A 23042-nucleotide genomic window follows, 5' to 3' on the forward strand; every position below is an offset into this window, starting at 1 on the left:
ATGAAGACATTACGCCACCACCGCCAACTCCTTGGATGGTTCATGATTTGCCTGATGGCAACATGGCTGCCAGGACCCGTCGCCCAGGGTGCCACCTATACTTGGAATCAGACTGGTGCCGGTCCCTTTACTTGGAACACTGCTGGCAACTGGACGGGCGGTGTGCCTGCCAATGTTGCAGGGGACGTCATCAACCTCACTGCGAATCTTACTGCGGCGCAAATCATCAATCTGGACATCAGCGCCCTGACCGGCACGCTGAACATTGGAGATCCAACCACCGCTTTCTTTGGCTACACCTTGCAGTCGGGCAATGGCAGCACGCTGACCTTTGACAACGGAGCCTTGGCGGCGGTGCTTTCCAAGGCAGCGGCGGCAACGGCGAATGACCTGATCGCCACGGACATCATCCTTGCCAGCACGGGCAGCGCTGACTTTAACATCACCAACGCGGTGGCCAACACGACCAGTCTGCTCACGCTTTCTGGCAACATCTCGGAAAGCGGAGGTGCCAAGAATTTGGTCATCGCAGGGAACACGGCTGGCAGCAGCAATGGCGTGACCGTATTGGCTGGCACCAACAGTTTCACTGGAACCGTCAGTGTCAACAGCGGCACCCTTGTCGCCGCGGGGGCGGCTTCTCTCAACAGCGGTGTTGCCAATACCATCACGCTGGCCAATGGCACGACCCTGGCGCTCCGCGACAACGGCTCCGGCTACGGTGAGCGCCAGAGCATCGCCTTTGGCGACGACCTGAGCATTGCGGGCAGCAGCACCATCGCGCCTGACCGCACTGGAGTGGCGGGTTTCCCGGGATCGACTGCGCTGAACAAGACGATCCAGATGAACTCCCTGTCTTGGACGGCGGCCGGCACGACGCTCACGGTGGCCCCGGGCAACGGTTATGGGCTGGAGATCACGGGTCTGACGAACATCAATCAGGCTTCAACCACGATCAGCGTCAGCACCTTGACCGGATCGAATGTGGTTCAGGGCCTGACTTTGAGTGGTCAGGTCTCGGGCAACCAGAACTGGACCAAGACGGGCACGGGCGCGATCGTTTTGACGAACGCCGCCAATGACTTCACCGGCAACATCAGCGTCACTGGCGGCATTCTTGCCTTCAACAGCGACGCTGCCTTGGGCAACGCCGCCAATACCATCACACTCAATGGCACCACGGCGACCTTGCGTGCCATTGGCTCCACTCCGATCAGCAGTGCTCGTTCGATCAGCTTTGCCAACGGTACGGCGGCCAACAACGTCGTCGAAGTCGTGGCTGGTCAAACGTTGACGTTGACGGGAGTGAACGCGATCACCAACGCGACGGGTTTTGTGAAGGCCGACAACGGCACCCTGGTCATCAGCGCCAGCCAGAATTTCACGGGTACTACGACGATCAATGCTGGTGCGGTGCAATTGAGCAATGCGACCGGTCTCGGCACCGGTGTCATCAGCATTTCCCCGGGTGCAGCAGCCGCGGGGGCCGCCCTGCAGCTGAACAACGTCTCCGTTGGCAATACGATCAACCTTCAGGGCACCAACAACGTCGCCCTGGGTGGCATCAACTTCGGCGGGCAATTGCAGGCCGTCGGTTCTGGCACCACCAGCACCACGACTGGCGCGATCCAGGCACTTTTTGATGCAGCCATCGGTGCGGACAACGGTGCGACACTCAATATCAACGGCGGCATTGTGAACACGAGCGCGAGCGGCCGTGCGCTTCTGTTTAATGCCCAAGGCACCGGGGTGATCAACGTCAACAGCAACCTCACCTCGGCCACGACGCCCACGGCGAACCAATTTTTCGCGATCCGCAAATATGGCACCGGCACACTGAACTTCACCACGGCCAACACCGTCATTCCGACGGATGCCAACACCGGCTTGCAGATTTTTCAAGGCACATTGGCCTTGAGCGGCAGCGGAACCCTGGCTGGAGGCAATACCATCGCCATGCAGGTGCTTCCCGGTGCCACGCTTACGCTCAACAACGGTACGACTCAGGTCAACAATCGTCTGGGCAGCAGGCCCATCACTCTCTCTGGCGGCAACCTCAATCTGATTGGTCCAAGCGCCTCGGTGACCACGGTCACGGAAACCCTCGGCGCCCCCACTTTCTCCCGCGGCCAGAGCACGATCACCGTCACATCCGTAGCGGGGCAGGGCGGCACGAACCTGGCCTTCGGTGCTCCGAACAATCCTTCGACGACGATCAACAACACGACCGTCCCTTCGGGTGCGACCGCCCTCTTCCGTGGAACCAGTCTCGGAACGGCTGCGGGTGCCGGAATCTCCACCATCGCCTCAACCACCACGGGGTTTGTCGTAGTTGGTCAGACTGGTGCTACCGGCACCACCAACAAGTCAATCATTCCATGGGCTCTTGTGGATAACACCGCCACGGGGTTGGGGGTTTCCTTCGCCACTGGCGATACTGCTGCCGCTGCTGGCAACATCACAGCCATCCTCCGCCCATTGAACACTGGAACAGAAATGGTCTCGACCCTCACGGTGGACACCAACGTCCGCCTTATCTCCAGTCCCGCCGCGATCGACACCCGCAGGCTGAACTCCCTCACGCTGGAAAGCGGTGGTGGTGTCAGCCTCAAGAGCCTTGACCTGCTCACCATTCAAAGCGGTGGTATCCTCACCAAGGCTGGCAACACGGGAATCAGCGGGGGTGTCCTTTCCTACCCAGGTGGCGGCGTTCCCCTCGTCATTCACACCGTCGGCCTGGCCACGGATAACACCACCATCACCAGTCTGCTTCAGGGGGGCAATGGCCAAGGCAACGGCAACATTTCCTTCATCAAGGCAGGTGACGGTATTCTCACTCTTGCGCCGACGGCCAGTGTCATCACAGGCGTGGCGGGCAATATCGCTGGCGGCCAGACCGAAATCAACCAAGGCACATTGAAACTCGCCGGTGGGAACAACACCCTTTATTTCAATAACTTCCTCAGTCTTATTGGCGGCACACTCGACCTGAACGGCAATGCGCAAACCTCTCGTCTGTTTGACGCTGGTTCGACCTTCAACGGCGGGGGGACCATTACGGGCATTGCGGGTTCGACGTTTGTTCAGAATCTGGACAACGCTGGACGCAACTTCTCTGGCAATATCACCGGTTCCGTCGCCTTCCAGCGCACCGGTCAGAACACCCTGACCCTTTATTCCGACAGCAACACCACGGGCGACATCCTCATCTCCGGCGGCACCACGTTGATGCGCGATTCCGCCCGTTTCTCTGGCACCAACAATCTGGACATCAACTACGCCACGCTTCAGTTGGACAACAACACCAGCACGATGAATGACAACAATCGTATCAACGACGCGGCAGGCGTGGATCTTCGTGGTGGCGTGCTGAACTACATTGGACGAGCGCAGACGGCTTCCACGGAGACCTTCGGCGCGCTCAATATCCTTCAGGCGGGTTCGACCCTCAATGCCCAGCATGGCAACGTGGGTGTCAGTTCCTCTCTTCTGACCTTTGCTTCCTTGAACCGCACCGCCGGTTCGGGGGCCACAATTAACTTTGGCAACTTCATCAACAGCGCCGGCGTCGGCACCCTCGGTGCCATTGGCAGCAATCCCAATATCCTCTTCACCAGCGCACCCACGCTTACCAACGGCATCATTGGACCGTGGGCGATCGCCAACTACGGGGGCTACGCGAGTTACAACTCGGATCTGGGCATCGGTGAAATGGGCCAGGCGGGATTTGCCCAATATGCGACCACTCTTGCCTCGGGCAACATCACCAACCTGACTGCCACAACCAACCTCACCGCAGCCAACAACGTCACGGGTGCGTTGCGCCTCTCGGCCGGTGCCACCCTGGATGTCACCTTCAGCGCAGCCACGAATGTCCTCAACCTCGAGATGGGCGGCCTCATCCGCAGCAACAACAACAACAACTCTTCCATCGGAACTACGGCAACGCGTGGTATTCTCACCGCCGGGGGCAACGCCTCCAGTGGCAACACGGAGTTGATTGTTTACAACAATCAGGCCACGATCTTTATCAACTCGGCCATTGTCGATACGGCCACCGCCATCGGGAGCGGGACGGGGACGGTTTCTCTCGTCAAGACGGGCGCTTCCTCGGTTCAGATTTCCGCCCCGAACACCTACACTGGTGGCACCATTGTGAGCCAGGGAACGCTGCGCCTTGTTGGGGCTTCCGGGGTGGTGACGGTTCCTCTGGCGGCGGATCCAACGAATGGTGTGGTCATCAATGGCGGCGTCCTTTCCCTCGACGTCAATGGTGGTCAGATCGCGGCAGGCAACACCGTGGTGATCAATGGGCCGGGAACGCTCAACCTCGCGGGCAACGGCAACACCCTCGCGGGCATTGTTTTCAATAACAATGGCGGCGGTGCCTCGAACCCCACCGTCAACACGGCGGGCGGCGGCTCGGTCGTCGGAGGTGGAGGTGCTTTTGGCGGCTCGCTGGCCCTCAATGGTGGAGTCACCGTCACCTCCAGCAATCCGGGGTCCATCGCCACGATCGCCGGGCGCGTCGATCTCGGCGGCAGCAGCCGCATCTTTAACATCGGATCCACCCTCTGGAATGGGCAGGATGTCTCTGCCCTGCAGCCTGCCTTGAACATTACCGCAGCCTTGCTCGGCACGGCCGGCCTCACCAAGACTGGCGCGGGCGTCCTTGGGTTCAATGCGCAGAACCTTTACAGTGGTAACACCACGGTGAATGCGGGCACCATCGCCATCACCGCCAACCCGACGGGTGCGTTTGCGGGAGCCCGCTATTCGCGCCTCGATCTCGCCAGTACGACTTCCTATCTCAATCTCAACGGAGCGAGTGCTCTTTTCGGTTCCATCACGGGCAGCGGGATTGTGACCAACGCGGCGAGCACGGCCGGGGCTTTGCTGGTTGGTTATGACAATACCAACTCTACATTCGCTGGTTCCTTTGCCGCCTTCAGTGCGGCAGCGCCAAATACGCTGAACGTGACCAAGATGGGCACCGGGAATCTGACTCTGACCGGCACCAGCACCTCGACCGGCATTTTGATCGCCGGGCAGGGCACCCTGACCTACAGCGGCACGGCGAACAGCCTCTTTGCCACGAACAATGTTCTCGATGGTGGAACGCTGGTGCTCGACAACTCCGGCACCAACGTCAACAGCCGCCTCGGCGGCCAGGTGGACACGGCGACGGACAGCGTCGGTCTCACGCTGAACGGAGGAACGCTGACCCTCATCGGCAACAGCGCGGCGAGTACTACCGAGTCGCTGGGGCGGGTGATCTCAGGGACGTCAGGAACGGCGACCACTGCATCGACGACACTGACGGTTGCGAATGTGGACAATCTTGTTGTGGGCATGGGCATTTCGGGCACCGGCATCGCTGCCAACACGACCATTACGGCGATTAACCAAGCCACCAACACGCTCACCTTGAGTGTGGCCGCCACGGTTCCGCTTAGCTCGGCCCTGACGATCCAAGGCGGCCAGGTGACCATGGCATCTGGTGCCAGCACCATTAATCTGACACCAACCAGCACCCAGGGAACGGTCCTGAATGCTGGTGTTCTGGGTGCAGTCACCACGGGCAGTTCACTTTTGCTGCGTGGTACGAATCTTGGTGGTACTGCAGGTGCAGGCGTGGCGAACTTCACCCTCACTGGTACAGCTCCGGTCCAAATCGGTGGTGCTGGTGCGGCTGGATCGATAACGATGTCGATCCGTCCTGATATTATCGTGGATACGTCTTTGACTGGCACAGGCACCTCATTCGCTACGTACGTTGGTGCTGGCGGAGTGGCGGGTGCCGTCGGTGGCAATGGATTCCGCGCACTCACTGCAGCGGAACTCGCGCCCTTCCTAAGCTCGGGTGCCACAGCCAACGTGGCCATGGGCTACCAGGCTGGGGGTGCGTTCATCACCGGGACGACAATCAACAGCCTGACGCTCAATCAATACGGCGGCACACTGGCTGCAGGACCTATTCCGCAAAACACGACTCTCACCATCACCAGCGGCGGCATCATTGCCCAGGCGGGCAATCGGGGAATCTCCGGGGGGCTCGTGGCCTTTGGATCTGCTCCAGGGTTCATCTATGCCAACGGCGACACCAATTTCTCAGCAGGAATCACCGGCAGTGGTGGTCTGGCCAAGGCTGGGCTCGGCACCTTGACCCTCAACCGTCCTCAATTCTACACCGGTACGACCACGGTCAACAATGGCACCTTGAGCTTGAACGGTGGAGCCAATACGCTTTTCGTGAATGCCATTGGTGCCCCTAACAGCCTGCAAGTGAATTCCGGCACGGTTGAACTGAACGGCAACAACCAGGCGGTGAACACTCTTGGCAGCGCCAGCAATCTCGCGGGCATGGGGGGCACGATCAACAACAGCAGCGGCACCACCGCTCTGTTTACCATTGCTGGCGGCACCACGACCGCAGCCAATGGAGCGGGCTTCAACGGCTCGATCAATGGCAACATCAACCTGGTGAAGTCTGGCAACAACACCGCCATTTTCACCAATGCCAACAGCTTCACTGGCACCACCAGCCTGCGCGGCGGCACCACGACATTGATCGACAGCGGCACCTTCGCCAATACCACAGCGGTGGAAGTTCTGACCGGAAGCACCTTTAACATCGACAATCGCGGGTTGTTTGACCTCACCCGCCTCGGTGTGGTTTCTGTCACGCTCCAGGCCGCCAGCCTCCAGTACTTCAGTGGCAACGGCACGGACTCCGTCCAGAACCTCGGCGCCCTGACCGTGAATTCAGGCATGTCCTTTGTGGGCTCAACTGTAGGTTCCGGCGGCTCAGCTCTGCTGACTTTCACCGGCCTCACGCGCAACCAGAATTCAGTGCTGAATTTCGGGGGCACCAACCTCGGCATCTCCCTCAATGCGGGCAATGCGGAGATCAAGTTTGGCACGGCCCCGACGCTTACCAACAATCTCATCGGCGGCTGGGCTATTGTAAACGGCACGGAATTCGCCAGCTATTTGCCAGGCACAGGAGTGGGTGCGCTGAACCAGACCGGCTACGCTGGTTACACGGGATCTGCTTTCCCTGCGGCACCGGGTGGTGCCACACAGAACATCAGGCTGGCAAATAACAGCTTCAGCGTTCCGACCACAGGTGGCGTTTATTCTCTGAACTCGTTGAACTTCCTCACCAACACCGCCGCTCAAAGCATCAACTTCACGACGGGCACGGATACATTGAACCTGACATCCGGTGGGTTTTTGAAGTCGGGTGCGTTTGACGGAAACATCGGTGCCACGGTGAACTCTGGCCGTCTTAGTGCGGGTGTGGGTGCGGGGGTGAAGGAACTCTTCCTGACCAACAACCAAAACGCCCTCACCGTCAACTCGACCATCGTGGACAATGCTGGTGGAGGAAACACCCGCCTTGTACTCAGCGGCCCAAGCGGTGGCACCTTTGTGCTGGCCGGCACGAACACCCACACAGGAGGCACCGTCATCAACACCACGACCACGCTCTCCGGCACCAACGGGACGGTGGTTCTCCCAGCCGCAGGTGGGATTTTGATCAACAACGCCACGCTATCCTACAATGTCGGACAGAGCGGCAAAATTGGCACGGGTGCCAACATCACGATCAATGGCAGTGGTACATTAAACCTGTGGGGCAACAGCAGCCTTAACAACTTCATCTTTGATTCCACCAGTGCCAACGGTGCTGCCACCGTCCGCACGGCAAGCGTCACCGGGGGCAACTCCACCACGGTTACCGGCAGCACCACGCTGACCGTGAGCAGTTCCGATGGTCTCGTGGTTGGCATGCCTGTGACCGGCACCAACATTCCAGCGGGCACCACCATTGCCGCCATCCCCAGCTCGACCACGGTGACTCTGTCCCAGGCCGCCACCGGGGCCGCCACCAACACTACGGTGACCTTTGGCAGCACATTGACCCTCACAGGCGATATCACTTCAACCGTCGGGCAATCAAACGGCGCACCGACCTTCAGCGTCAGCACCAGCGGTCTGATGAATATCGGCAGCAGCAACCACAACATTACGGCAACCAGCACGGCCAATTCCACACTCGCTTTGATTCTGCCGACCATGATCGGAACGACGGGCGGCATCACCAAGCAGGGCAATGGTGGAATCCGCCTCGATGGCGTCAACTACTACACTGGAGCCACAAACTTGAACGCTGGCACGATCTTCATCGGTGCAACCAATGCGATCCCCTATGCTTCGACTTTCAGCATGGCCGGCACCAGCCGTCTGGATCTCAACAACTTCGATCAACTTCTGAGCCAGCTCTCCGGGGCAGGGGACATTACCAACAACTCTGGCACGGCCCGCACGCTGACCTTCGGCCTGAACAACGCCGCCACCAGTTTCAATGGCCGTTTCCTGGGCTACAACGACAGCGTTCTTGCGACCCTCAACGTCACCAAGATCGGCGCCGGTTCGTTCGGTCTCACCGGCGGTGACAGCACCTCCACCGGCACCTTGACCATCAATGGTGGTGCGGTCACCTACTCTGGCACCGCCAGTTCGGTCTTCACCACCAACGTGGTCAACCAGAGCGGCTCGCTCATCCTCGACAACAGCGCGACCAACGAGAACAACCGTCTCGGTGGCCTGCTGAAGGGCCTGACGATCGCCGGTGGCGAGTTCAAGGTGGTCGGCAACGCGGCAGGCACCAGCGAATCGCTGAATGCGCTGACGATTGGTTCGGGTGCCGGCCTTCTTACAGTGGTCCCGGGCGCGGGCTCCACCACGGTTAATTTTGCCTCCATCCCCGCCCTCACTACGAGCGGTACCGTGCTTGTCGTCCGAGGCGACAATCTCGGATCGGCTCCAGGAGCAGGTGTGGCGAATGTGTTCGTCTCGGGAACCGTGGTATCCAGCGGCGGTGGGGCTATCCCAGGTCTCGCCAACCGCAGCATCCGTTCTGATGTGCTCGCAGATACATCGGCGACCGGCACAGGTGCTTCCTTTGCTACTTACACACCCGGACTTGGTTTCCAAGTCCTTGCCGCCAACGAATCGATTTCCAACATCAACTCGATCTTTGTCACCAACGCCAACCTGACCCTTAGCGGCGGACAGCAGTTTACAACGAACTCCATCAACGTCCTTACGCTTGAGAGCGGCGGTGGTGCCACTGGCTACAACACTGGCAGCATCCTGACGCTGGGCGGCATCGCCCTCCTCGCCAAAACAGGGAACACCGGCCTGAGCGGTGGACAGATCTCCAGTGGTGGATCCCACTTCTGGGCACATACGCCAGGCGATCTGACGGTTAACAGCTACCTCATCAACACGGCCAACGGTTTCACCAAGGCTGGCGCGGGCACCCTCACCATGAATCTTTCGATGTTCACGATCGGCACGCACATTGTGGATCAGGGTATGATGATCCTCAATGGTTCGGCTGATAACACCATCGTGGTCAACCCGACCGCTGCTGCGGTGGGAACGCAGGCTCTGACGGTGAATGGTGGCACCCTCGATTTGAACGGTCGTAACCAGGCGGTAGGAGCTCTCGCCAGCGCCAATATCCTCCCCGGCACCGGAGGCACAATCACCAGCGCCAGCACAGCCACCCTGACCTCCACGGGTGGAGGCAATTTTGGGGGCGTTATTGGCGGCATGCTCGCCTTCACTCGTTCGGGCAACAACACGACGCTGCTTACCACCGCTCAGACCTACCAAGGTGCCACCAACGTTCGCGGGGGTACTTTGCAACTGCGCGACAGCGCCACGCTTGCCAGCACCGCTGGATTGAACCTTGAATTCGGCGCCCTGAATCTTGACAACTCCAATCTTGCGAACCTTGGAGGACGCGTTGCGTTGGGGAATGCTGTGAGCACCCGAGGCGGCACCATCACCCTGACGGGTGTGCAAGGCCAGACGGTTGCGGAAGCCCTCGGCACCGTCACTGTCCAGGCGGGGCAGACCACCATCACCGCCACTCCGGGCAATACCGGCACAGCTTTGCTCACCATCGGCAATCTCGTCCGCAACGCCGGATCAGGAGTCAACTTCACCAGCAGCAACCTCAACCTCGGTCAGCGTGCCTCCGCTGGCGTCATTGCCATTGGCTCCGGCGGAATCGAATTGACTCAGATCAATGGTGGAGCTCCCGCTCTCGTCAACGGCATCCTCGGCGGTTGGGCCACGGTGAACGGAACCGATTTCGCGAGTTATGTCGCTCCAGGAGCAACCCAGGGTGGTGTTGGAGCGGTTGGCACGACCGGATACGGTGCCTATGTGACCACTGCACTGAGCACCGCCTCAATTGCAGCGGCAAGCAACGTGACCGTGGCAGCGAATGTGACGGCTCTGGCCCAGACGATCAACTCCCTCCGCGTCAGCGCAGCAGCGACCATCACGCAGACCGCTGCGACAACCATCAGCCTAACGTCGGGTGGATTGCTCTTCGGAGCGGCCACGACGCTGACAGGGGGTATCCTCACCACAAGCGGCACTGAACTCTTTGTCTATACGAACGCGGCCTCGACGATCAGCAGCCAGATCACCGGGGGCTCAGTCGCCCTCGTGAAGAACGGAGGCTCGACGCTGACATTGGCCTCGACCGTGGGCAACACCTATGGCGGCGGAACGATCGTCAACCAGGGCACTCTGACCTTGGGTGGTGCTGCATCCATTGCGCAGGTTCCTGGCAACCTGACCATCAACAATGCAACGGTGACCATGTCGACGAATGCAGGCCAGATCGCCAGCGCTGGTAACATTGTCATCAATGGCGGTGGTGTGCTGACCTACGTGGGTGCCAACACCCTGAGCGGCACCATCACCTTCAACAACACCGGTGGTAATGCAGCACCGACCATCACGACCGGCGGCACTCTTACGCTGAACAACAACATCACCTCGGTGAACGACAGCTTCAGCTTCACGCCGACCATCGCCGGGGTCGTGGACTTTGGTGGAGGCACGCGCACCGTGGACGCCACTGGTCTCTCACTGAACAACTTGAACATCTCCGCTCAGATTCTGAATGGAGCTCTCACGAAGATCGGTGCGGGTGCGCTCTCTCTGAGCAGCGCCACCAGCACCTTCGCAGGCGGTGTGAACCTCAACGTCGGCTCGATCATCATCGGGGCCAATGACACGCTCGCGGCAGGTCTCAAAACCGGTGGTCCTCTCGGCCTCGGCACGCTCTCGGTTGCCACCGACCTCAAGCTCACCGGTGTCAGTGCCACAATCTACAACCCGATCACACTCGCGGGCAGCAACCTGATCATCAGCGGTGTTTCCTCGAACAACCTCGCCCTCAACGGTGCGATCACGTTTGGTGGTGTCCTCACGCCGACGGTCACGGTGGAAAGTCCGGCGGTGACCGGCACCCTCGGCAATAAATACACGGGTGCCTTCACCTTCATCAAGAACGGCCCCGGCATCCTGGCGCTGAGCAACATCGCGAACGACTATATCGGTATCACCCAGGTCAACGACGGCACGCTGCGCCCGAGCGGGACCAACACACTGTCCCGCTTCTCGAACATCAACCTCGCCACGGGCGGCACGCTTGATGTCGCCGGCACTAACGTGGTTACCGGTTCCATCACCGGCACGGGCTTGGTCACCAACAACTCGGGCACTGGAGCGACCCTTGCGACCGGCTTCGACAACAGCTCGTTTGTATTCTCCGGCCGCTTCGGGTCCGCCAACCAGACCTCGACGTCTTTCAACCTGAACAAGATCGGGACGGGAACCCTGACCATCGACAGCGCCGCCGGCACTGGCACCATGGGCATCGGTACTTTCACCACCTCCCAAGGCACTTCGGTTCTGAGCGGCGCAGCCGGCAGCACGAAGTTCACGACCTACACCGTCCTTGAGGGAGGCGCGCTGATCCTCGACAACAGCGGCACTAATCTGAACAACCGCCTTGGCGGCACCGACTTCGCTGTCGGCGCGAGCTTGGTGCGCAACATCACCCTGCAGGGTGGTGAGTTCAAGATCATCGGCAACGCCGGTGCGGCGACGGTGGAAACGATCAACCTCGGCACCGTGGGCGCCATCAACGTCGTTTCCGGTGGGTCCATCCTGACCTTGGATGCCAATGCGGGCCAGTCCTTGACCTTGAATGCGGGTAACTTTGCCTCACTTTCCGGTGGTGGTTCCTTGCTCGTCCGCGGGGACAGCTTGGGCAGTGCTCCAGGTGCTGGCGTGGCCAATTTGTTTGCTCCTAACATGGGCAACGGCTTCATCGGGGGAGGGGGCGGCAACGGATCGAACACTATCAGCATCCGCGTGGACACCATCGCCGACGCCAGCGCGACTGGTACTGGAACCGCCTTTGCCACGTATTCCGCCATCGGTGGTGTGCGTCCGCTCGCGGCCAGCGAACTCGCTCCAGGCCTCTTCCGCGTCTTTGCCACCAACTCCAACGTCGCGGTTAACAGCACCCAGCTCTTTGGCTCGGTGACCATGAACAGTTTGACGATCAATGGTCCCACCGCCCTGAACGCGATCCGCGATCAAGCCATTCTGAATATCGGCAGTGGCGGCATCCTTGTCCTCAACGCCAGCGGCACCGACTTCACGGGCGGCCTCATCCAGTCCGGTGGCAATCAGCTCATCATTCACCAGCTCGACACTGGCAATACTCTCGACTTCAACGCCCAGGTGCTGGGCAGCAACGGTTTCATCAAGGCCGGGGCGGGTGCGATGAGCATCAACAAGCAGCAGTTCTTCACCGGCGGCAGCCAGACCACGATCAATGACGGCCTGCTCACCCTGAACAGCGGTGTGGACAACACCCTGACTGTGATCGCGACGAACACGACGCCGACTCTCCAGTCCGTGCGTGTCAGCGGAGGCACGCTGGATTTGTTCGGTAGGAACCAGGCCATCGGGACTCTGGATACCACCTCTTCTCTTGCGGGCACCGGCGGCATCGTGACGAACTCCAGCCTCACGGCAGCCACTCTCACGGCGAGCCCTGGAGGCACTTTTGCGGGCACCATCACAGGCAATTTGGCCTTCACCCGGTCTGGCAATTCCACCACCACGCTCACCAGCAACAACACCTACTTCGGAGCGACGATCATCCGCGGGGGTGGGCTAACCCTGCGTGATCAGGGACGGTTGAGTGGTTCCTCTTCCGTGACCAACTTATTCGGCACCCTTACGCTGGACGACACCGGCCTCTACACCTCCGCCAACCTTGCAGGAAACCGCGTGGTCAATGGCATCACCCTGCAGGGCGGCACGCTGACCTACGCGGGTGCACAGAGCGCCGCCACCGTCGGCACTGTCACTCTTCAGGGCGGCGCCAATTCCGGTGGCTTCAATGTCATCAATGCGACCAACGCCTCGCCGGTTGGCAATGCCCAGTTCACCATCACCAACCTCGTGCGCGGCACGGCTGGCAGCACGGTCAACTTCACCGGTGCTAATCTTGGCCAGCCCCTGGCTACCGGCATCGCGACCTCCTCGATCTTCCTGACCAACATCAATGGCAGCGCTCCAGCGCTGACCCAAAACCTCATCGGCGGCTGGGCCATCACGGGTGGCACGGAATTCGCCAGTTATGTTGGTGCCACCGGTGTGGGTGCCCTGAACCAGACTGGGTATGCGGGGTATACCGGCACGACGCTGCCGGGAGCCACCGCTCCGACCAACAACATCCGTCTCGTCGCCTCCGGTGCCGTGCCTGCAGCGGCTTACCAGCTTAATTCCTTGAACTTGGTTGCTGGTTCCAACGTGACCTTCACTTCCGATGCCGCAGCCAACGCTCTGAACCTTGTGAGCGGCGGTCTTCTGCACAGCGGTGCCAGTGCCATCATCGGAACAACCACGGCTGGACAGCGTGGCGCACTGACCTCCGGTGGATCGGCGGCCGCCGCCACGGAGTTGTTCGTCACGAACACGGCCAACACACTCACGATTAATTCCCAGATCATCGACAGCGGCGTTGTGGGAGCCACTACGGCTCTCGTGATTTCCGGCGGTGCCACCGTAACACTGGCACCTCAGGTCGCTAACACCTACACCGGCGGCACGATCATCAACGGCACGACGGTCAATACCACCGGTGCGGCCGCCGTGACGGTGATTCCTTCCGCAGGCGGACTCACGATCAACAACTCGGCAGTCACGATCAGCGCCGCTGGTCAGATCGCGAACGCCACCAACATTTACCTCAACGGGGGTTCCACGCTGACCTACACCAGTGCCAACACGATGGCAGGCACGCTGACTTTCAACAACAGCGGCGGTGCGGCGACTCCGACCGTCACGACTGGCGGTCTGCTGACGCTGAGCGGCAGCATCGTCTCGAACAACGACAGCTTCAGCTTTACGCCGACCATTGCCGGCACCGTCGATCTGGGCGGCGGCACCCGGACCATCACGACGGGCGGCCTGTCCCCGAACAGCCTGATCGTCAACGCCATCGTTTCCGGAACAGGTGCTACCAATGTCCTCAATCTGGCCGGCACGGGCAGCGTGGTCCTCGCGGGGGCCAATACCTTTGGCGTTGCCGGCTCGACTTCCACGACGCTCTCCTCAGGTTCCTTGATCTTCGGTGCTGACAGCACGCCGAACACTGTGGGTTCCACCATCACGGCCAGCCCGGTCGGTCTGGGCAATCTGGTCATCACCGACGGGGCCAAGATCCTCGCCGGTGGAGCTGCGCGCACCATCGCCAACAACATCACCGTCAACACCCAGCTCATCTTTGGTGTTTCGGCTCAGAATCTGACCTTGAACGGCACCATTACCTTTGGCACGGCGAACCCGACCATCACGGTGGAGAACAACTTCGCTGGCAATGGTGGCATCGCCATGACCCTTGGTGCACCCTTCGCAGCGGGAGGCGGATTCAATACCTTCACCAAATCTGGTCCTGGCCAACTCGTCATCAGCGCCACCAGCAATCCGACCCTCACCGCGCCGATCACCATCAATGATGGCTGGCTCGCGACCACCACGCAGTATGGCCTGGGAGGTTCCACCTACACAGCAGGCCCCGCTCTCAACTTCAATGGCGGCTCCTACCTCAATGGTGCCACGAACGTCTTCGTCCAGAATGCCGTCAACTTCGGTGCCAACGGCATCCTGCACGCTTCGGTTGGCAATACTGCCATTGGGGCTGTGACGATGGCGGCAGGCAGCACCGCCCTCGCAGTTCAGGGTGGCAACACCAACACCATTTTCGGTGGACTGACGGTGAATGGCACCACTGGCACGACGATCTTTACGTTCAACCAGTTGAACGTGCTTGGGGCCTTCTCCGGCACCACGCCTTCGATCACCAAGACGGGGACCTCGACTTTGATGCTGGGCGGCACGTCCACCTACACGGGTGCCATCACGGTTGAGCAGGGCACCTTGGAAGCGCGCATTGGCAACAACGCCCTGACGACCGGGGCTGTGGTGGTGAACCCGGGCGCAGTGCTGCGGGTGATCAGCCCAAGCAATCTGGCCACCGCCAGTTCGGTGACCGTGAACACGGACAACAACGGCCTTGGCATTCTGAGCCTGGCCTATGCGGGCGCTCCTGGAACGGTTACGTGGAATTCGACCAATCCGAACTACGACGGCACACTGGCCATTGATGTGAGCGGCTATGACACGGCGTTGAGCCAGGCCGGCACCAAGCGCTTTCTCGGTTCCACGCTGAGCGGCGCCTACACGGCGGCGACGTTGACACCGGGCACGGGCAACGTTTATCGTCTTGGCACCGGCGGCGGCATCTTGAACATCAACAGTGCAGTTCTGACCGGTGCCGGAAACTCGGTCGTGATCGGCGCGGTCACCGGCACCCCGGGTGCGAACCTCATCGGCAACGGCGGCACCGTGGTGCTCAACACGGCCAACAGCTATGGCGGTGGCACCACGATCAACGGCAACGCTGTCGTGCAGATCGGCGATGCGAACGCATTTGGCACGGGTGCGATCACCTTCAATGGTGGTACCTTGCAGCCTAACCAGAGAGGCTTGGGCACGACGGGCAATATCATTCTGCGTCAGCCTTTCACGCTGGCCAACAACATCAATTTCTCCGCCGGTGGTGTTCTTACTGCTCTTGCAGGCTCGGGCAACTTGCAGGGTGCCTTTGCCGCCGATGCCTTCATCGGCGCAGGTCCGCTCGGCCAGACGGATCTGATCCTGACGGGTGCCGTGGACCTCTCCGGGGCCACTTATCGTGCTCTGAGCATCGCGGGTACGGACCGCATCGTCACGCTCTCCGGCGCAATCAGCGGAGCCTCCATCCTGGTCAAGACCGGGGTGGGCATCCTGCGCCTGACCAATGCCAGCAACAGCTCCAACGGCATCGCCATCAGCCAGGGTACTCTGGCCCTCAGCAGCACTGGAGTCATTCCGGGCACGATCCTCCTCAACTCCGGCACGCTTGCCGGTTGGGACCGCAACTTCACGGTGGCGAACAACATGCAGTTGATCCAGACCAGCACGATCGACGTGGGTGCCTCGACCACGCTGACCAGTTCTGGCGTGATCAGCGGCGACTTCACCTACGTTGGTGCGCCGACGGGCCTGACAAAGACCGGCCTCGGCACCCTGGTGCTCAGCGGCAGCAACACCTACCTCGGCAGCACCACCATCAACGCGGGTATCCTGAGCATCAGCAGCGATGCAAACCTTGGCTCAACGGGTGGTCTGAACGTCACCCCTGGCGGCATCACTTTCAACGGCGGCATTCTGCGAGTTACTGAAGACATGACCACGAATCGTGTCATCACCATGACCGGTGCAGGCAGCATCAGTGTGAAGGCGGGCAAGACGTTGATCATCAACGGCATTACCGGCAACAATACTGGCCTCCTGACCTTCAATGGAGGTGGCACGGCGATTCTTAATGGCAACCAGACCGGCCTCAATCTTCATGACAGCATCGCCATCAGCAACGGCGCAACGGTGATGACTCAGGCAACAGGGGGTACTCCATTCGGCGATGGTGCGGCCAACACAGTCACCATCAACGGCGGCTCCCTCCGTGTGAACACCAACGGACCAGGCGCAGCCTTCGTCATTCCGGCTGTCAACTTCTCGGGGGCCGCCTACATGCGTCTCGACGCGCAGATGGGCAATGACATCCAGATCACCGCCACCACGCTCGCCCGCGTTGGATCCGGCATTCTGACTATTGTGCCTGGAGTGGATGGCAACCTCGGCAACACTGCCGGTGCGGACGCACGCGTCCTCGGCACGACGATCCTCGGTCAGAACACCACGACCGCCGCGGGTCTCGCGGCCCTGAACAACTTAGGCATTGCTTCCGGGATCAATGCCGAGGTGACCGCCGCGTCCATCCTGCGCCTTGCCTCCAGCACGGATGCAACCGCGAGCTTCGTCCGCTACGATCCTGTGATTGGATTTGTGACCTCCACGGGTGCGAATCCGCTGACCAACACCTTCGCCGGTTCCACCGTTTCGAGCGTTGTCGACATCAATACCGCCACGGTCGTCACTGGCGCGGCTGATACATTTGGTGTCCGCACCTCGGCCAGCATCAGCGGAGGCACCATCAACATCCTCTCGCGCAACACCAATGAAATGGGCGGCCTGCTCATCAATGGTGTGGGCAGTGCGGCTCCGAACATCAGTTCCAACATCTTCATCAACCCCTTTGGCGCCACGGGCGGCGTGAACGCGGGAGAAGGCATCATCTACGTCAGTGGTGGTTACCTTGGCACCAATGCGGCCACGATCAGCGGCAACATCACGGCGAAGAACTTGACCATCGGCGGGGCGGGAGACCTGATCCTGTCGGGCGTCAACAACATCCTTGGCAACATCACGGTCAACGAGGGTTTCCTGACTATTGCCAACGCGGACTCCCTTCCTTCGCTTACCGGGGGACTGGTGCTCAATGACATTGGCAACCTCGACCTCAACGGCATCCGAGTGGTGACAGCGGGACTGTCCGGCACGGGCGGCACGGTGGGCAACCAATCGACTACATCCAACGGCGTGCTGGTCGTCAACAGCATCAACAACACGACCTTTACAGGCAACATTGTCGATGCACTTGGCGCGGGGACTAAGACAACGAGGCTGGTGAAGAATGGTTCGAGCACACTGACCCTTGGCACGATCACCAGCACATTCACTTATGCAGGTCAGAACAGCTTCACGGGTGGTGTGAGAATCAACCAAGGTCAGCTGACGGTGCAGGATCCGTTCGGTCTTGGCGGTGCAGATCCGCTCGTTGCGGGCGGCACCAGCTACAGCACCCCAGGCACGGTGACCGTGAACGGCGGCATTCTGGCGCTCAACAGCAACGGTGGCGGCCCGAACGGCACCATCATCTTTGGCAATCCGAACACCAACGGCATCAACGTTGAGGCGGCCGGGTTTGCCACGATCAATGTGGACCGGGTGAGCGCGAACACGGGCAACCAAATCCAGATTGGCGACCTCGACCTCAGCGCTGCGACGCTGACCCTGACCGGCGGCAACAGCTACTCTCTGCGAGTGGCTGGTACGACGACCGTGGGAGGCTCTTCTTCCAACATCAACACCTCCACCGGTGGCACGACTTTTCTGGAACTGGCTGGGGCGATCGTCGGCACGGGCAACCTCAATAAATACGGCGGTGCCACCACCGGCTACGGCACGCTGCGGATCTCCGGGACGGCCAACACCTACACCGGCGGGACCAATGTGCTGGTCGGGGCACTTCAGATTACCGGGACCACAGGCACGCCGCTGGGCGGCACGGGCAGCAATGCGTTGGTCAATGTCAATCCAGGCGCGGCTCTGCGTATTGCCGGCAACGGCAGCCTTGGTGGTGTTGCCCTCAATGGCTTGCTGCTCAACAGCAATATCAACAGCCTGCCGGCGCTCGTGCTCGACAGCGACTACAACCCTGGCACGGGCTTGAACGCGCAGATCAAACAGCAAGGTGGCTTTGGCGCTGCCCTCCAGCTCGCGGTTCCTACGTTCACCACGGCGCTTAATTTGTCAGATTTTGGCAATGGACGTCTTTTCCTCGGTGGTTACTTCAACAATACCGTCGTCGAATACATGGCTCCGACACTGGGCGTCGGCGCGGACAACACTTATCGCCTCGGCGGCAACAACGGCGGCACGCTGGCCCTCTCCGGCGCGGACAATGTGCTGACCGGCACCGCCCGCCTCATCGTCGGCTCCCAGTTGAGCAATCTTCAAGGCAGCGCCATCACGAACGGTGGCGGCACGCTTTCCATCCGCAACTCCAATGACTTCAGCGGCGGCACGACCATCAGCAAAGGTTCGGCCGTGTCGCTCGAAGTCGGTGCGCTGGGGCGGACCCCGCTCGGCACGGGCAGCGTTGAAGTGTATGGCACCATCCAGGTCGTCGCGCCGACCACCGGGATCTCGGGTGCGTCATCGTTCTACAACCCGACCACCGGCTTCAACAACAACCTGATCATCCTTCGTCCCGGCGGTCAGATCCGCATCTTCGACCAGCTTGGTCGCGAACCCAACGGCCAGGGCCGCTGGGCGGATGCCACAGGACAGGACCTGAACGGCGGCACCTTCCGTTTCGATGGTGTGGCCAATGCCCAGTCCTACGAACTCGTTGGCACCTTTGGAGTGAACAAGGGATCCACCGTTACGGTGGTTCGTCCGGCCGGCTCAGGCTCCACCACTTTGGAAACCGCAGGTCTGACCCGTGGCTCGAATGGAACTCTTGGTCTTGCGACCTCTGCTGTGGGCACCCTTGGGATTCCAAACTACGTGGCGACGACCGGCACCACCACCGCCAGCACGACTGTTACCGTCGCTTCGACGGCGGGAATGTTGGTTGGTCAGGCGATCTCTGGCGCCGGGATTCCTGCGAACGCCACGATTACGGCGATCACCAACGGCACCACCATCACCATCAGTGCTGCTGCAGTTGCAGGCAGCGGGGTGATCACCAGCGGGATTGCGCCAACCTCGTATGACCGGCTGCTCGTCACGTCTGGTGTCGCAGTCGCTGGGACAACGGCCAACGGAACGGGCGTCATCAACGGTGGCATTGCCCCGGTGTGGATCGTGGATCGGACCAGCAACTCCTACGTGGGATACAATCCAACGGCGGCCACGACAGGCTTCCAGACTCTGATGATCCCTGGTGCCGCCACTTTGGGTGCCGGCCAGCTGGGTTACAGCTCGGTCAGCACGGGTGGTGCGATCGGCGCGCTTGGTGCAGGCACCACCTTGGATGTGCGTGCGGCGGCCACCTTGTCGGCCAATTCGACTGTCTATGCTCTTCGCAGCGGCTTCAACATCACCCCGACAGCTGCCTTCAACACCATCACCTTTGACAGTGGTGCGGGCAACATCGGCGGCGGCCTGCTGCTGACGGGCGGCACCATCAACCCCGTCCAGACCGCTGGCACGACCAATGGACCCATCACCCTGCCGATGACCCTGGCCTTTGGAGCCAACGAAGCCGTCATCTATGTTGGTGTGGCCACCAGCGTGATCAATGCGCAGATCACCGGCAGCAACGGCCTGACCAAGTTCGGCCCGAACCAGCTGACGATTTCCTCCAGCAACGCAGGTCTGACTGGCACCATCACGCTGAACGAAGGCACCCTGCTGCTGCAGAACCCGGTTTCGAATTCCGGCGTGGCCATCGCCAGCACGACCAACGGACAGAACATCATCATCAACTCCGGCAGTCTGGTCATCGACAGCCTGCTCTCCAACGACGCCGGGCGTGACTCCAACCTCCCGAGCGGGGTCCGTCTCACCGGCAACCTTGGCAGCAACGTCTTCGTCAATGGTGATGCCAGCATCACCAGCAACAACCAGGGGTTCATGCAGCGGATCAACAACCTGACGATTGCCGATCTCGGGGCCAATTCACCGATCTACCTGAACTTCTCGCAGAACGGCATCACAGTCACCGGCACCACGACTTTGGGAGCCAACAGCAACTTCATCGGTTCCTCCTTTGGTGCAGCCAATCAGAGCATCCTTGAAGGCCTGGTGGTGGGCGGCGCGAATGGCAAGCTGGTCAAGTATGGCAACGGCGGCCTCTTCTTCGCCAACGGGGCCAACACCTTCGGCACAGACGGCCAGGTCGGGCTGGAAATCTGGGCCAGCACCCAGAACACCGCGACCAGCATTGTGGGTTCCACCTCGCTCACCGCAGGCACCGCGACCACGGGCGTCTTTGGTGTGGGTGACATTAACATCCTCGCTGGTGCGCAGCTCCGCCTTGCGGACATCGGCAACATCGCCTTCCAGAAAATCAATGCGGTCAGCGATGACTGGGCCTTTGGCGGCATCGCCTTTGGCAACAACAACAACGGCACCGCGCTGACCCAGGCCAACATCCTTGCTGTGCTGACCACCGGTCCTGCGGCCGACGGCAAAGTGCAGTTCAGCACCACGGGCTCCAGCCTCGGCGTCATTTCCCTCGACAACGGTGTGCAGTATGGAGCCCTCGACATGGGCGCGATGGAAACCGCTCTCAATCAGGGTGGGGCGGTGGAGCATCTCTGGCTCGGCACCTCGACCAGCGGCGCGATCAACCAATACTACTTTGCTCCGACGCTGGGTGCCTCCACGGACGGCGTCTATCGCTTCGGCGGTGGCGGCAACCAGGGAACCATGCAGATCGGTGTGAACGCGTTTGAAAACGTCCTCACGGGTTCCAACTCTGTCCAGATCGGGGCCATGGTGGCTGGCAACGCCTATGCCAACCAGCCCGTCATCAACGGCAACACCAACATCACGCTCAACACCCGGAACAACTACACCGGCGACACCTGGGCCAACCGCAGCTCGACGCTGAACATCGGCAACAACTTCGCCCTGGGCAGCGGCAAGCTGGTCATCAACAACACCACGGATGGTGGTTTCAACATTGGCCAGGGACAGACGGGTGCAGTGAGTGCTGGTGGCATCAGCCTTCTCAACAACGTGGATCTGGTGGCTGACTTCCGCTCGGCCGGCACGAACTTCGTGCTGCGCGGCAACGTCAACCTCACGCCGGCTGGCGTGGGCGGCACCCGCACGATTGAAAACACGGCGGAATTGAGCATCCTCGGCGTGATCAGCGGTGTGGACGGCAACCTGATCAAGAGCGGCACCAGCAACCTGGTGCTCAATGGCATGAACACCTACACTGGCACGACCACTCTGACGGGCACCTCTGTCAACGGCAACCAGGCCCAGGCGGGCATCCTCTATGTCGGCACAGACGTGCTGCCGAACGTCGCTGGCGCCCTCGGCAACACCGACTCGCCGCTGTTTATCACCAATGTCGCCGCGGGCTCCGTCGCTGCGACCACCTTCGCCGCCCTGGGCCTCTCCGGGCAGATCACATTTGGTCGCGACATCATCATCAGCAACCCGAATGCCGGGTCGAACATGTCGATCTTCAGCAACTCGCTCTACGGGTCGAAGATCACCGGGGGCATCGGCATCGTCTCCGGGAGCGCGGACCGCACCCTGACGCTCTTCGCCATCACCAGTGGCCGCCTTGAACTGCTGGGACCGATTTCCAGCAATGGCAACCTGCACAGCATCCTCATCGGCAGCACGGCGACCAGCGGACAACTGGGCAACGGCGTGGTCTTCATCGGAGCGGGGCCAAACGGCTACTCACAGAACACCTACACGGGCAACACGACTCTGAACAACGCCCGCGTGGTGGTCGGTGCCAATTCCTACTACTCGGGTGCGCCGAATGCGCTGACCATCATCAGCGGTCCCTTCGGTACCGGCACGCTCACTTTCGGCTCAGGCAATAACAACGGCGGCACCTTCATTGGCTCGAATGGCGCAGACCGGATCGTCCCGAACGCTCTCGGCACGCTCAGCACCGCCGCCACGCTCTCGATGACCTTTGAAGGCCGCGGCAACCTGACCTTCATCAACACGGCGTCGACGTGGAACCTCAATTCCGACGCGACGCTGCGCAACCGCAACTTCGTGGTGAACACCACGCAGGGGGCGATCCAATTTGATGCTGGTTTCACGGCAAGCGGCGCAGGGGGCAGCAACCTGCTCAAGCAAGGCCCCGGCATTTTGGTGATCACGGGCAACAATGCGGCCTACAACAAGACCACTGCGGACGCCAA

Annotated in this window: 1 protein-coding gene (only partly in view); it reads left to right on the forward strand. The window is 60.8% G+C overall.

Features of this window, described 5'->3' with window-relative positions:
• Window positions 1–23042, forward strand: partial view of an autotransporter-associated beta strand repeat-containing protein gene (locus AC3RLQ_RS28940; RefSeq protein ID WP_493032182.1) — the 5' portion only. The gene runs 11689 nt beyond the window's last position; only the first 23042 of its 34731 coding nucleotides appear in the window; the start codon lies at window positions 1–3; its stop codon lies beyond the right edge, outside the window.

The sequence above is a fragment of the Prosthecobacter sp. GW821-HT29F12 genome (assembly GCF_058803405.1).